Genomic DNA, 15,164 nt, shown 5'->3' on the forward strand with positions numbered 1-15,164 from the left:
TCTGTATAGTAGTTCTCCTAATACACATCAACTATACGTTGACATAAACTAAAACAATAAATATGCTAATAATGAACTACTCTAGGAGCCTATAACCCCTAGAGTAGTGTCATGTTGTTTTATATAAATAATAGATGTGAGAACAACCTTTTCATGGGATGCTTATAGGTTCTATTTTACAACTTCATAACCTTTATTAAGCCATCCAAGAGGTGCGTTGGCTTCCATGCCAATACCACCGTTTAATGAAACCGCATCATAACCTAATAAACGAAGTCCTGCTACTGTTTGACCTGCTGTTTGACCTGTATAACAGTAAACCACGATTGTCTTATCTTTAGGAAGGCTGGCAAATTCTTTTTCCATGCCTGCTCCCCAAGGAATATTGTTCGCACCTTTAATGTGTCCTTCAGCAAAGTGGTCGGCTTTTCTAATGGATAACAAGTAGAAGTCTTCCCCATTATCGATCATGGCCTTTAAGTTATCTTCGGATACTTTATAGTTTTTGAATGTGGTTTCTTTTACATCTGCTAAACCATTATAGTATGCCGTTAAAGCATCTTGTACTTCTTGCGGTACATCATAGGTTTCTGAACCAAATGCGTGTTCTGTCTCTTCAATCACTTCTTCATAACCTTCAACTTTTGATATACCAAAGTTAAAACCTAAGTTCACGCTTCTTGCATTGATACCTGCTAAGTTAAGGGTCATCACTGCTTGCCCCGCTGTTTGACCGGAATAACAGTAAATAAATACTTCTTTGTCTTGGGCTATTTTGGTAATGTTCTCTGCAATGGCTGGTCCCCAAGGTGCGCTATAAGCGTCTTTTACATGCCCTTTTTTATAGTCTTCTGCTGTACGGATATCCACAACAACCATATCGTCACCAGCTTTTACTTTATCCACAAAATCTTGTTGACTAATTTTATAAATATGCTTTGGCATGTTTGCAAAATGAGCATTAACACCTGCTTTAACCACACCACCTACAGTTTCATAACCTTTGTTAATCCATCCAAGAGGTGCATTAGCTTCCATACCGATGCCACCGTTTAATGAAACTGCATCATAGCCTAATAAACGAAGTCCTGCTACTGTTTGCCCTGCTGTTTGACCTGTATAACAGTAAACCACGATTGGTTTATCTTTTGGAAGGCTGGCAAATTCTTTTTCCATGCCCGCTCCCCAAGGGATATTCTTAGCACCTTCAATGTGCCCTTCAGCAAAGTGGTCTGCTTTTCTAATGGATAATAAGTAGAAGTCTTCTTGATTATCGATCATAGCCTTTAAGTTATCTTCCGATACTTTATAGTTTTTGAATGTGGTTTCCTTTACATCTGCTAAACCATTATAGTATGCGGTTAAAGCATCTTGTACTTCTTGCGGCACATCATATGTTTCTGAACCAAATGCGTGTTCTGTCTCTTCAATCACTGCTTCATAACCTTCAACTTTTGATATACCAAAGTTAAAACCTAAGTTCACACTTCTTGCATTGATACCTGCTAAGTTAAGAGTCATCACTGCTTGCCCTGCTGTTTGACCGGAATAACAGTAAATGAATACTTCTTTGTCTTGGGCTATTTTGGTGATGTTCTCTGCAATGGCTGGTCCCCAAGGTGCACTATAAGAGCCTTTCACATGACCCTTTTTATAATCTTCTGCTGTACGAATATCCACAACAACCATGTCATCGCCGGCTTTTACTTTATCAATAAAATCTTGTTGGCCAATTTTATAGATGTGTTTAGGCATGTTTGCAAAATAAGCTGTCACACCATCATCTATGGAAAAAGCTGGTTGTTCTTCTTTTTGAGCATCATCATCACTTGGTTCTTCTTTTGATGCATCTGACGTATCTGAGCCTTGTGTCAAATCCATTGAGCTTGCTGAATCGTCTTTTTTAGAACCACAACCTGCAATGGCTAATACCATTACAACCATTAATAGTAATGCTATTAACTTGTTGAATTTTTTCATGTTGTTCCCTCCATATGAAACGCTTTATAATTTTTATGAAGCATCCTGAACACTTGGTGTTTTCTTTTCTTCTTTCTCTGTTGGCATATCTCCAGCAGACCACTCTAACCATGCACCATCATACACTTTTACATCGGTGTACCCAGCTTCTTCAAGCACAAGTACTGTTTGAGTAGCGCGGAAAGATGATTTACAATAGAGAATAATGGGATCGTCTTTTTCCAATCCTAAATCTTTGTAAAATAAATACGTATCACGAGCTGATTTGAATGTACCATCACTATACAGATTTTTAGTGTGAGGGTATAAGATTGCCCCTGGTATAGCGCCTTCATCAAACTCGGCTTGACTACGAACATCCACTATTTTAACATCACTGTTATCACTTTCAGTTACTTTTATGACGTCTTCTTTGGTTGCAATCATACTAAGATTAGCATCTTTTGCTTGATACGTTGTAGCTGGTAAATCAGGCACATCTAATGTCATAGGGAGATTGGCTAATTCTAAGCCTTTTTGTCCATTATTAATGACTTTTACTTGATCGTGACCATATACCTTAAGGGCCCACCATAGACGGGATGCATAGACGCCTTTGCTGTTATCGTATATGTATAAGATGCTATCATTGGAAATGCCTTTTTCACTTAGCACTTTTTCAATCTGCTCTTTTGGAGCTAGCATACCTTTTACTGGATCAGCAATCGTCAATTCACCTGCTGTAATACATACAGCCCCTTGGAGATGACCTTTTGCATAGTCTTCTGGTGAACGGGCATCGATAACAATGACTTGACTATTATCCATACTTTCTGCAACTTCACTTGGTTCTACAATACCATCACTACCCTTATAACTTGTACTGTTACAAGCTGTAAAAAGCAAAACAAACACAATAAGCAGAGGAATGAAGACACCTCTTCTCTGTTTCGTTTCTGGCTTCATGCTTTAAAACCTCCTATATAACGCCACAAGAGCATTATTTGTTAATGATAAGTTAGTTTTCGAAAAAGATTGTTAAATAATATACAATTGGGAAATCGTTAATTTCAACAACTTTTTTCCTATAAAGCTATTATATAGTATCAACATTTACTATGGTTATAAGTTTTACTGATATAACATCTGATAGTTGAATAGACAAGTAAAGGGAAATATCCTATAAATTCATCATTTAACATGTGTGGTATGGAGATAATCGTGGTATGATATAATAGGGGCTGTCTCTTAAAAAACAATTTTGTTGGCTAGAAGTTTCTGGCAACTATAAGAGGTTAAGCTTTTCAGACCCCTAAACGTCCGTGTTTAGAGGGTCTGCGCTCCGCCGTCCATGGCTGCGCTTTACGCTTAACCTCTTATAGTTGCCTACGATATTGACGTTATTTTGCTTTTATGAGACAGCCCCAATGGAAGATGTACGGGAAAACCCATAATGCATGTAATAAGCATTATTTGTTGGTTGTTAAATATATGAAAGAAATAAGGATGAAAATCGTTATGAAAATATCAAAAAAAACATATACCTACCTTTTAGTCATCTACTTGCTTATATATGGCATCATTCAAATCACCAACTTGGATTTATTTCCTTTTGTACACTCGGATGAACCTTGGCTTAGTGGATTATCACGCCAAATGATGGCAACAAAATCCATCTATGCAACAGAAACATTTTTTGACCTGTATCCTCGATTTCCCCATAGTATAAAAATAATCTTTCACATGATGCAAATGCCTTTTATTCTGTTATTTGGGTATCAGGTCTTTTCGGTGAGGTTACTTTCTTTAATCGTTGGTTTATTGTCATTAATGCTTTTTTATAAAATATGTGTGAAAGCATTAGCTTCATATGGCTATGCTCTTGGAGCGACCCTACTATTAAGCTTAAACATACAGTTCCTCTATGCTTCCCGTTTCGCTAGACAGGAAATTGTCATGGTCTTTTTCTTCTTGCTGGCTTTTGTTCATTATATGAACCATAAGGAAAGGTGTTTGCACACGCATGATTCTGATACTTTAACCATACAGAAAAAAACAAGATCATGGTTACAGAGTATTTACCTTCGAATCAATCCACATATAGTATTAGGCATCATTATTGGTTTATCTATTGGCATACATCCCAATAGTTTCCTTGTAGCTGTGACATTTGGTATGCTTTATCTCGTAGACATTTTACGTCATAACAAAAAATTTCGTGACCTTATGCTACTGATCATGACCACCGGTATCATGGGAGGGTTATTCGTTAGCCTAAGCTTTATAGGAGACAAGGATTTTATCTTTCATTATACCCAGTATGGGGATACCCTTGGTGTCACCTCTACTCTTTTGGATAAACTCTTTGCATTACCAAAGTACTACATCAAGCTATATCAAGGTGTGAGTGGTACATATTATACACCACCCATACAACCTTATCTTATCCTATTTGCTCTCATTTTCCTAGTGGCAATTATTCACTTATTGGTCACACGTTCCTATAAAGTGGTTCTGGATTGTTTACTGTGTGTACTGGGTATTACGGTGGGTTCTATCCTTATCGGGCGGTATAATCAGACCAGCATTATTTTTATCTTCCCATTCTTTTATGTATTAGGCATGGTACTACTTAGACGATTGAAACAGATTCAAAGGTTACTCCCATGGGTTTTAATGGTCTGTATTCTCTTATCAGGGTATAGCAGTTACCGGGAAATGAAACCTTATATGACCCATGATTATCAAGATTTTTCGCAGGAGCTTTCAGTTATTCCTCCATCTGCCAAGACCCTTGGCAACCTTAATATGGAATTCTATTTTGAAAACGGTGCTTTATACGATTATCGTAATCTTGCCTATCTTAAAGAAAACCATTTGACCTTTAGCCAGTATATAGAACGCAATAGCATCGCCTATATTATCTATACCGAAGAATTGGATTATCTGCATCGGAACCCCAGTTGGCAGGTTCTGTATGGTGAAGACAATGCGTATTATGAGGATATGTTGGCATACATTGATGAATCGTGTACCTTAGTGGCCACCTTTACCAATCCAGTTTACGGTATCCGTATACCAAGGTATATGTTTGATTATGATTGGGAAATACGCATTTATAAGGTTAAGAGGTAATTTTTCGTATGCTTTAACATAACTTCCATTATCTTATTGATGGTATTTAACCGTGTAAGGCTGCGTCAAACCACCGCTCGGCTTTACCAAAAACAAAATCTTCCATGAGAACACCTATGAGAATAATGATGACCAATCCGCCATACATGCCAGCAGTATCCATGAAGACACGTTTCTGAAATATAAACCAACCTAATCCACCAAAAGGACCAATGGCTCCAAAAACCATCTCCGCACTGATTAGTCCTCGCCAAGCTCTGGACCAACCGATTTTAAGACTGGCTAGAACATGCAAGAAGCTCAGAGGCATTAACACGTAATAAAAAATCTGCCATATGTTCATCCCTAGATTTTTTCCAATCTCAATATAGGTCTTATCCACTGATTTAAAGCCTGTTTTAATATTAATGGTCATGGGCCATACAGCAGCATGAATGATGATGAGAAGAATAGCATTCTCCCCAATGCCAAACCAGATAATAACCAGTGGTAATAATGCTATTCCTGGTAAAGGATGAAGTATACCGATCAAGGTATCTAATAAGTTACTAAAATACTTATAAAAATAATCCAGAAAACTTAAAAGGATAGCAGCTATCATGGCAATAAACAGCCCTTTTAGAATGATGAGCAGGGAAAATCCAATCTGCATCAACAAATCTCCTTTAGCAAAATCATCCACCATGGACTGAAGTATTTGCCAAATTGAGGGAAATATCTGTTTAGCAAATCGATTGGTAGAATAAGTCACTTCCCATATGACAATCACCATGACAAACCATATTAAACGGTGTACATATATTCTCTTCATCCAACTACTCCCATATGACGTCTTCTAATTCATAAGTCTTATCCAAATACCCATGTCTAACCATAAAATCAATGAACTTTTCTACACCTTTGATCTCGGAGCTGTATACCATACCTTCATACTCCAGGTAGCTTTTTAATGTCTCTTTATCTAAGTCATAATGTGTCATTAATAATTCAAGGCTTTCCTCTTGGTGTTCAACCATATAGTCCATTGAGCGCTTAATGGCTTTTTGCAGCCCTTGATAGGCTTCTTGATTGTTGTCATAGAAATCCTGTGTACATGCGCCCACAATAAACGTAAAAGGACTGCCCATGGCTTCTTCACCACTTATAACCATATGATTTTGTTCTTCGGCTAACGCCATAAGCAAATAGGGCGGTGAAGTAAAATGTGCCTTCACATCCTGCTTAGCCATGAGCGCCTGAAAACCATCGGGATGTTTCATGGATACTAATTGCTGGTCGAGAGCATCTGCTTTACCTAACACCCTTTCACAGGCCATGGCCAGCAATATATGCTGAATGCTTCCTGGTTGTGGCAGGGCTATTTTATCGGTTTTTATAAAATCACTTAATGTCTTGATGCTGTTATCATTGGTAATTAACCCAAGAGGACTCTCTGATAGCCCTGTCATCATCTTCCATTCCATGCCTTTATCTAAAGCAATCAAAAAGGGAGGAATACCCATGAATCCTACGTCTAGATTATCTGCTAATACGGCTTCTCGAATAGCTGCTGTATTGGCTAACTTGACCCACTCAATGGTCTTATCTGGCAGTTCTTCTTCTAGAAAACCTTTTTCCTTCATAATCTGTATCGGTGCATAAGCTAGACCATATTGTTGAGCAATCTTAACTGTCTGGTCTGCTTTCTTTCCACATGCTGTTAAAAGCAATATTCCAACAATTAACAAGGTGTATTTTATCTTGATCATGGTGTTACCCTCCAATAGATTCTCCATAAATCTTCCTATTTATAATCATATTTTTCCCCTTGTCATCTAACATAAGCATCTGATCATAGAGCTCTTGGATATGTTCCAACAAGTTTTCTCTGCTTTCTCCAGTAACAATAACATATCCTGCTCGCTGTGACGCATTTTCTAAGTGACGAATAAGCTCCCCTTCTTTATAATTGTAATTCACATTAACGACGCCTTTTAGCTTAAGAATCTGCTCCCGGTCTGTAAGGTAATGAATTTTACCAGCTTCTGCAAAAAACAACTGTACCGATAGATGCTGTGTATTGCTATCCATGTGATACCGATCAAGAGGTGCATAGTCAATGGTTTTACCCATGGTGCCATCAATCACCATTTTTAAGAGGTCAACCCCTGTAATATAAGGGATAAACTCATCTTCATAGGCGCCTCCAATACGACAAGCAATCTCATTAACCTTAATGCCCTCATTTCCAACAAATAGCTGAAAGTAAATGGGACCTTCCATGATGTTAAACACGTCCACAATACGGTTAGTTAACGCCGTGAATTCGTCCTTATATGCCGCATAATGCTTGGATGGAAATTCATGGGATGTGCATATACCAATATGTTTATCATCTTCAAAAGTGACACGGTCTGTAATGGTTAATATGTTAGCCTGTCCATGCTTTACCCATCCGCTGATGGTAATCTCATCGTTTTTATAGTAGCTTTCAACCAATATACTCTCTTCTCTAGAATGTTGAATCACCTGATGAAAATGCTGACGTACCTCTTGAATGGTGTGACATTTATAGATACCCCTCTGCCCTTGGGAATCTAGGGGTTTCACAACAACAGGAAAAGCCAAGCCTTCTAAGGCCTCATCTGTAAAATCTTCTGTAATAAACCGATAATCCGGTGTAGGAATATCCGCTTGTGAAAAAGTTTCTTTCATAGGGCGCTTATTGGTCACCTTGTAGGCTGAATCCACACTTAAAAAATGGGGTAAATGAAGGGCTGCAGCCACCCGATTAACCACATAAACCGGCTGATCCGTTCCTGTGGTCATAATACCATCTATCGCACATGATTGGGCTACTTTTAGCGTAGCTTCAACATCAAAGGTGCTGGCTAATCCGCTTTCATTGGCAATCTGCTTACCAGGGGAATGGGTGTTGTAATCTGATGCTACAACATGATAACCCATTTCCATAGAGCGCCTTATAGCATTAAGTTGAGCACCTGATGCACCTAAAATCATTAATTTCATTATCATTTTCCTTCCAACATCAACATCCTTGTCACCCTGACATGCTTCTTACTATTATATCATAAGCTATTGTCGTGTGATACGGCAAGCTGTCAGTATGAACATAAACACCTATTAACTGTGAAGTAGCTTTTTATGAGTGTTACATCATTTGAAATCATTAATCATTTCATCCACAATGTATTGGGGCTTCTGTTGACGAAGTCGTCTAAAAAAAGGTACCTGTCCATAATAGATTACCACATGGAGCAATAGATGGATTAACTTTTTTAAGGTATAATTGGACTGGCCATAGACACGGTCATAATACCTTACTTTTTTATTACCAATATTATTTGTATGCTTTAAGATGGTAGCTGATAAATAGACATGGGATACGGTTTCTTTTTTTATTTTTTCCACAATATCTTTATTCATGATCCGATAAGAGGTTAATTTGATATCTTTGGGCTTGCCTAAAAGGGTTCTAAAAATAAATTCTTTCAATTGTGTACCCCTATGCCGATACTGCTTTTTACTGTTTTCATAAGGAATCCCGTAGACCACATCATAGCCTTGTTTCAGCATATTTAATAATAAGATGATATCCTCAGGGTCCTGTTGACAATCATCATCCATGGTGACCACATAATCCCCTTTGGCATAACGTAGACCACAGAGTAATGCATTCTGCTGTCCATAGTTTTCTTTTAGCCTTATGCTGGTAATCTGTTGATGGGTTTTTGATAAAACCAGCATCTTTTGATAACTCTGGTCATGACTTCTATCATCTACCAGTACAATTTCAAAAGCCTGTTCGTGGTCTGTCATGACTTTGATAATATTTTGACATAGTTTGGTAATGGTTTTTTCACTGTTATATACAGGAATAACGATTGATATCATCCGGCATATCCTCTCTATGATCAAGTGCATCCAGTACTTCCCTTACAGCAGTTTTTATATGGTGTTGCGTTGCTTCTGTCATACCTGGATAAAGGGGTAAACGTACTAACTGTTGATGTAGTGCTATCTCTAATTTGAAATCATCTGGTTGATAACCCAGTGATTGGCCCATTTGACTTGCGTGTAATGGTACAAAATGGGTATAGGCCGGTATGCCCTTTTCTTTCAAATGTTCTATAAAAAATGTAGCATAGGTGGGCTTTTTAAAGATGATATAAAAAATATGTGCATTGGATTCACCAAATGCATTACCTGTAGCATAATGGGCAATTTTATCGGAATGAATCTCTTCTAGTAACTTTTGATAAGCATTAAACACCTTGCTTCTAAGGGCTTGTATAACATCTGCTTGCTCCAGTTGTGCATAGAGATAAGCCATTAATATGTCTGATGGGCAGAAGCTGGACCCTATATCCACCCATTGATAGAAATCCACTTCACCTAGGCAGTAATCCTGACGGTTGGTTCCTTTTTGACGTATATATTCTGCTCTTTTGATGACATCTGGAGCAAGGGTATTAATAGCTAATGCCCCACCTTCCCCAGCTGATATGTTCTTCGTCTCATGAAAACTATAACAGCCAAAGTGACCAATGGTTCCTAGAGCTCGTCCTTTATAGGTACTCAAAAAGCCTTGAGCAGCATCTTCAATCACATAGAGGTTATGTTGTCTAGCTATTCCCATAATGGTATCCATATCACAGGCGTTACCGCCATAATGCACCACCATGATGGCTTTTGTCTTGGGGGTTATTTTCTCTTCTATACGGCTAACATCCATACAACAATCATCACGACTCACTTCTGTAAATACCACTTTTCCTTTCTGCAGCAACACACTATTCGCTGTTGAAGGAAAGGTATAAGAGGGCATAATCACTTCATCTTCTTCTTGAAGACCAATCAAATGCAACGCCATTTCCATTGCATGGGTACAAGAAGTGGTCATTAAGACATGATGTGCGTTCAACCTCTTTTTTAATAAGCTTTGACACTTATAGGTATAGTTACCATCACCACTTGTTTTACCACTCTCTATCACGTGTTTTATATAGTCTAATGCTTGACCTGCCTTGTAAGGTTCATGAAAAGATATCGTCATGTTGCTTGTCACCTCTGTCATTATTATTTAGGTATGGGAATTATTTTGGTGGTCATCACTTGGTTATTACTGTTGTAAAGTTCTTAAAAAACTCTCATTAATTACCACCTTATTGGTATATTTAGATTTTTCATGTTATGTGGTATAATCTCATTATACATGTTACACATGAAGGAGTGAATCCCATGGAAAAAATAGACTGTTTTGGCGATTATTGCCCCATTCCATTATTAAAAGCGAAAAAAGAACTGCAACAGATCGCCTCTGGAGAATCGTTTATGCTGGTGACAGACCATAGCTGTGTGATTGAATCTCTCAAAGATTACTTTGGTAAGTCCGATTGTTCTTATATCTGCGACGAGGTCATCAATGGTGTATGGGAAATCACCGTTACAAAGCCTTAGCAAAAGCTTTTTGGACCAATTTCAATAAAATACTCAATGGATTCTTTTCTTGCTTTGGATAACTGACCCAGCTTTTTACTGATTAAATACAAGTCGTAATCAAGGCTCACATCTTCAATATCAATGACCTTAACGGTTTTTTCGTAGAGCTCATGTTTAATGGATTCATAGGGCACAAAGGCTAGACCGTAGCCGTTGCTTACTGCCAATTTTACAGCTCCATCTGTTGTTGCATTGAAAATAATATTCAGATCATCTACTTTTTTATCGATGGTCTTAAGAGCTTCTTCTAGGTTTTTATGAATGTTGTTATTACTGTTACACATAATCATATCATAATGTAATAAGTCTTCTAATTTTATCTTTTGTGGAATATTATATTTACCAGGAGCAATAAGGACAATTTTTTCTTTACCCATAGGATACGTAAACAGATTATGTTCAGGGTCTAGGGCGTCATTAATAATACCAAAGTCACATATATCGTTTTGCACGTCCGTGATGGTATCTTCCCTAGTACTTGCTATGAGTTCGTATTGGTGATTGGGATATTTTTTCTTAATTTTATAAATAACACATGGTAACGAATAGGTAACCAAAGACCATGTCCCATTAATTCTCACTTTATTATGCTGTTTCACAGTGGTCTCCAGTTCTTCCACCATGGTTTCATAGTTTCTGATAATGTTGTTGGAATATTTTAGTACGATTTCTCCCAATTCCGTAAGGGCAACCCCTTTGTTGCTTCGATTTAAGAGTTTATAGCCAAAGTCTTCTTCTAGTTTCTGTATGAGTTGACTGAGTGCTGACTGAGAAATATAGGATTTCTTTGCAACTTTTGAAATGCTTTTTTCCGATGCAACTTCTCTAAAATACTTTAAGGACTCTAAATGCATATGATCCCTCCATCACTTTGTTATCATTTTAACTAATAACTATATGCTTTACTATAAAACACACAACAAAAATTTGCAATAAGATTATCCATGTTCAAACCATGGTAGTTACTGGTACCTTTTTACCATGTTTTTAAGGGAATCCCTCATTCCTATTGCATTTCCATTACCTTCAAAAGGTATAAAATCTTCACTTGTATTGTAATATATTCTATTTTAACATAGTTGGACATAATAATTAACCTCTATGCTATCAAAATTATTAATACTGTATTAGTAAAGTGCATATTACATGTGAAAATATTTATGCTATTATAGGAATTGGGAAATTGTTAAAAACGCAACAATCTTATTTCATAAAACAATTATAAGGAGTGTTTACCATGAGCGCAAATGGAACAGCTTCTTCTATTCAAAGAAGTCCTTCTTCTTCTCGTGCAAGAGCAAGGAGAAAACCAAAGAAAAATCAGATACCTGTTGGTATTCTTGTTTTAATTGTTATTGCCGTTATTGGTGTACTGTTAAGTTTACAAACCAATAATACATTTTTATTTTGGATGACTGGGATTGCATTTGGTTTTATTTTACAAAAAGCTAGATTTTGTTTTACAGCTTCTATGCGAGACCCCTACCTAACAGGTAGTACATCCATTACACGAGCTGTTTTAATAGCTTTTGCTATTACAACCATTGGTTTTACAGCTATTAAATACGGTGCTTTTAGAAGCGGTCTGCCTATTCCAGGTATGGGGTATGTAGCACCCATTAGTTTAGCAACTGTCATTGGCGCCTTTCTTTTTGGAATCGGTATGGTCATTGCAGGCGGTTGTGCTTCTGGGACGCTTATGCGTGTTGGTGAAGGTTTCTGGATGCAATTAATTGCACTTTCCTTCTTCGTCATTGGTTCACTATTAGGTGCGAATCATTTTGGTTTTTGGAAAGAATTCTTTATCAGCAAAGGTCCTCGTATTTTCTTACCAGACGTGTTTGGTTGGTTTGGTGCTGTTGTGGTGCAGTTATTGGTGATTTTATTCCTTTACATAGCTGCCGTAAAATATGAAAGAGCGAAAACCAATCAGTAATGTTTATTGCAACACTTATGTCATATATAACGAATAAAAATAAATCTCAATGAGGAGGAAGCATATTATGAATGAAGTTGTTATCGATTGTTTAGGCGAAGCTTGCCCAGTACCTTTAGTAAAGGCTCAAAATAAATTAAAAGAAATGGCTGTTGGAGATGTCCTTATTGTACAAATCGACCACAGCTGTGCCATGAAAAACGTTCCAGAGTGGGCACGTAAAGATGGTCATAATGTAGAAGTTGAAGAAGTAGATGACGGTGAGTGGGAAGTTATCATCGAAAAAACTCACTAATCAACGTATCTTATCCTATATCCATGTATGGTTATCATAGTCATACATCATGTTATTATCATAAAAACAATACAGGAGGAAACATATTATGAATGAAGTTGTTATCGATTGTCTAGGTGAAGCTTGTCCAGTGCCTTTAGTAAAGGCTCAAAATAAATTAAAAGAAATGGCTGTTGGGGATGTACTCATTGTACAAATCGACCATAGCTGTGCCATGAAAAACGTTCCAGAGTGGGCCCGTAAAGATGGTCACAATGTGGAAGTTGAAGAAGTAGATGACGGTGAGTGGGAAGTTATCATTGAAAAAACCCACTAATAAATGGCTCATTATTATGTGAGCTGCACGCATTTATAAAATAAGAAAACAAAGCCTTATACGGAGGTGTCATTTTGAGTGCTTTTAAAGAATACTTTGTAAAAGTAAGTAAGAATGAATTCTATAAAAAATGGTTGAAAGATGCTTGGCCATACCTAACAGGTGCTATTTTACTTTCATTATTCCAAATCGTAACCTTAGCGACCACAGGTAACCCATGGGGTGTATCCGGTGTCTTTGCTAACTGGGGTGCTTGGCTCTATGAAGCTGTTGGTGGCAGCGTTGATAAATGGTACTATTTCAGTAGTGATGGTGCTCAAGCAACACTAAATAACGGGTTTTTAAATGACCCAGGTACCATGCGTAATGTTGGTATTATCTTTGGTGCATTATTGGCTACACTACTTGCATCACAATTTAAATTCAAAAAAATCAAATCTAAAAAACAAGTGATTGCAGCCATCATAGGTGGTCTGCTAATGGGTTATGGTGCGCGTATTGCCGCTGGCTGTAACATTGGTGCCTTATTCAGCGGTATTGCTTCACTTTCCTTATCTGGATGGGTATTTGCCATTGCTATGTTTTTTGGAGCTGTTGTTGGTAGTAAATTACTTGTTAAGTTTTTCATGTAGTAAGCTACATAAAAACTTAGCTTTCGATAAACAGATATAAAATGGAGGATTGGTCATGCCAAGAGAGAAACGGGTAGAGAATTATGATGTTGTTGTTATTGGCGGTGGCGCAGCAGGTCTTACGGCTGCCATCTATTCTGCAAGAGCTCGATTAAGCACACTTTTAATTGAAAAAGCTCTAGTGGGTGGTCTCGCTACTTACACCAATGAAGTTGAAAATTATCCTGGCTTCCCTAATAGCCCAAAAGGTGAAGACATTACAAATCAAATGAAGAAACAAGCTGAAAAAATGGGCGTAAAATTCAAGTTAACCGACGTAAAAAGTGTTGACCTTGAAGGTGATGAAAAGGTTGTTGAAACGTTTAGAAATAAATTTATCGCCAAATCAGTTATTTTAGCAACAGGTGGTCGTCCAAGAATTACCAAAGCAAAAAATGAAGAAGATTACCTCTTTGACAAAGGTATTTCCTTCTGTGCAACATGTGATGCCGCAGCAAATACTGATAAAGTGGTTGTGGTGATTGGTAGTGGTGATGCAGCCATTGAAGAAGGTATGTTCTTAACCAAGTTTGCCAGTAAAGTGATTGTGTCCGTTATGCATAATGAAGGCATCATGGATTGTAATGAGATTGCTAAAGAAGCGGCTCTTAAAAATCCTAAAATGGAATTTATCTGGAATACGGTTGTGGATTCCTTTGAAGGAGAAGATCATCTGGATACGGTTATGCTGAAGAATCTTAAAACAGGTGAATTAATACCTGTTTCATGTGATAATTGCTTTGAATTCATTGGGTACATTCCCAATACAGAGATTTTCAAAGATCAGATCAATTTAACAAAGCAAGGCTATATTTTAACCGATGAGAAAATGAAAACCAACATTGATGGTGTTTTTGCTTGTGGTGATGTGCGAGAAAAATGGTTAAAACAAGTGGCTACAGCTGTAGGTGATGGTGCGATTGCTGGTTATGCCGCTGAAAAATACATTGCTGAACATGAGACATTTGAATGTGTCATTATGCAGGATGAAAAACCTGGCTTGAACTACATTTACAATGCTATTGATGCCTCATCCCGAGAATTTTTAGGAGAAATTGAAAAGATTGAAGCTTTCTTTGGTGATAAGATTGCTGTTAATCGCGTGGATGTTTATAAATCAACAGGTATCTCAGACTGTTTAGATATAACTGAATTCCCAGCTGTCGTGATTACAAAAGATGGTGCTATCTATGAGAAACATATTAAAGACTTTACAGAAGACACCCTTGTACAGGCACTTAACAGCGCATTAAGCGCTTCCTAACGTTAACCATTTAACCATCCCAATAAATATATGGTAATAGTAGTATATAGGATTTGTTTACGGGTCAGGATACATACATTGACTTC

The 15,164-nt window shown here is 37.4% G+C and carries 15 protein-coding genes; 7 read left to right on the forward strand and 8 right to left on the reverse strand.

Annotated elements, in window-relative coordinates:
• Nucleotides 1-171: 171 nt before the first annotated feature.
• Entirely contained in the window at nucleotides 172-1,980 is a 1,809-nt protein-coding gene (locus tag HZI73_RS26565) for a rhodanese-like domain-containing protein (RefSeq protein WP_246552265.1), read from the reverse strand.
• A gap of 33 nt (nucleotides 1,981-2,013) precedes the next feature.
• On the reverse strand, nucleotides 2,014-2,925 hold the full coding sequence (locus HZI73_RS24000; RefSeq protein WP_212695864.1) for a sulfurtransferase: 912 nt from the start codon (nucleotides 2,923-2,925) through the stop codon (nucleotides 2,014-2,016).
• 552 nt (nucleotides 2,926-3,477) lie between these two features.
• On the opposite strand from HZI73_RS24000, the gene HZI73_RS24005 reads away from it, so the two are divergent.
• Entirely contained in the window at nucleotides 3,478-5,094 is a 1,617-nt protein-coding gene (locus HZI73_RS24005) for a phospholipid carrier-dependent glycosyltransferase (protein ID WP_212695865.1), read from the forward strand.
• A 46-nt stretch (nucleotides 5,095-5,140) separates the two neighbouring features.
• Here HZI73_RS24005 and HZI73_RS24010 read toward each other — a convergent pair whose 3' ends face one another.
• The 5 genes from HZI73_RS24010 to rffA form a co-directional block, all read right to left on the reverse strand.
• On the reverse strand, nucleotides 5,141-5,905 hold the full coding sequence (locus HZI73_RS24010; RefSeq protein WP_212695866.1) for an ABC transporter permease: 765 nt from the start codon (nucleotides 5,903-5,905) through the stop codon (nucleotides 5,141-5,143).
• A gap of 4 nt (nucleotides 5,906-5,909) precedes the next feature.
• Nucleotides 5,910-6,842, reverse strand: coding sequence for an ABC transporter substrate-binding protein (locus tag HZI73_RS24015; RefSeq protein ID WP_212695867.1), 933 nt, complete (start codon nucleotides 6,840-6,842; stop codon nucleotides 5,910-5,912).
• 4 nt (nucleotides 6,843-6,846) lie between these two features.
• The gene (locus HZI73_RS24020) at nucleotides 6,847-8,103 is read right to left on the reverse strand and encodes an ATP-grasp domain-containing protein (RefSeq protein ID WP_212695868.1); all 1,257 of its coding nucleotides are present in this window, start codon (nucleotides 8,101-8,103) and stop codon (nucleotides 6,847-6,849) included.
• Between the two features lie 147 nt (nucleotides 8,104-8,250).
• Nucleotides 8,251-8,988 (reverse strand): glycosyltransferase family 2 protein, encoded by a 738-nt coding sequence (locus HZI73_RS24025; protein WP_212695869.1) that lies wholly within the window; start codon nucleotides 8,986-8,988, stop codon nucleotides 8,251-8,253.
• The gene (gene rffA, locus HZI73_RS24030) at nucleotides 8,960-10,150 is read right to left on the reverse strand and encodes a dTDP-4-amino-4,6-dideoxygalactose transaminase (RefSeq protein WP_212695870.1); all 1,191 of its coding nucleotides are present in this window, start codon (nucleotides 10,148-10,150) and stop codon (nucleotides 8,960-8,962) included. Before rffA ends, HZI73_RS24025 begins: the two co-directional genes overlap by 29 nt.
• A gap of 185 nt (nucleotides 10,151-10,335) precedes the next feature.
• Here rffA and HZI73_RS24035 point away from each other — a divergent pair, with 185 nt between their 5' ends.
• Nucleotides 10,336-10,554, forward strand: coding sequence for a sulfurtransferase TusA family protein (locus HZI73_RS24035; RefSeq protein WP_212695871.1), 219 nt, complete (start codon nucleotides 10,336-10,338; stop codon nucleotides 10,552-10,554).
• On the opposite strand, the gene HZI73_RS24040 is transcribed toward HZI73_RS24035, so the two are convergent.
• Nucleotides 10,551-11,450: a LysR family transcriptional regulator gene (locus tag HZI73_RS24040; protein WP_212695872.1), complete on the reverse strand. Its 900-nt coding sequence runs from the start codon at nucleotides 11,448-11,450 to the stop codon at nucleotides 10,551-10,553. The two genes, HZI73_RS24035 and HZI73_RS24040, sit on opposite strands and share 4 nt — an antisense overlap.
• A 383-nt stretch (nucleotides 11,451-11,833) precedes the next feature.
• On the opposite strand from HZI73_RS24040, the gene HZI73_RS24045 reads away from it, so the two are divergent.
• From HZI73_RS24045 to HZI73_RS24065, 5 genes are all read left to right on the forward strand, one after another.
• Entirely contained in the window at nucleotides 11,834-12,532 is a 699-nt protein-coding gene (locus HZI73_RS24045) for a YeeE/YedE thiosulfate transporter family protein (protein WP_212695873.1), read from the forward strand.
• Nucleotides 12,533-12,599: 67 nt separating this feature from the next.
• Nucleotides 12,600-12,827 (forward strand): sulfurtransferase TusA family protein, encoded by a 228-nt coding sequence (locus HZI73_RS24050; RefSeq protein ID WP_212695874.1) that lies wholly within the window; start codon nucleotides 12,600-12,602, stop codon nucleotides 12,825-12,827.
• Nucleotides 12,828-12,915: 88 nt separating this feature from the next.
• On the forward strand, nucleotides 12,916-13,143 hold the full coding sequence (locus HZI73_RS24055) for a sulfurtransferase TusA family protein (RefSeq protein WP_212695874.1): 228 nt from the start codon (nucleotides 12,916-12,918) through the stop codon (nucleotides 13,141-13,143).
• A gap of 74 nt (nucleotides 13,144-13,217) precedes the next feature.
• Nucleotides 13,218-13,775 (forward strand): YeeE/YedE thiosulfate transporter family protein, encoded by a 558-nt coding sequence (locus HZI73_RS24060; RefSeq protein WP_212695875.1) that lies wholly within the window; start codon nucleotides 13,218-13,220, stop codon nucleotides 13,773-13,775.
• Between the two features lie 55 nt (nucleotides 13,776-13,830).
• Complete coding sequence (locus tag HZI73_RS24065; protein WP_212695876.1) at nucleotides 13,831-15,078, forward strand: FAD-dependent oxidoreductase; 1,248 nt, start codon at nucleotides 13,831-13,833, stop codon at nucleotides 15,076-15,078.
• The last annotated feature ends 86 nt before the right edge of the window (nucleotides 15,079-15,164 follow it).

This window comes from Vallitalea pronyensis (genome assembly GCF_018141445.1).
Taxonomy (GTDB): domain Bacteria; phylum Bacillota; class Clostridia; order Lachnospirales; family Vallitaleaceae; genus Vallitalea; species Vallitalea pronyensis.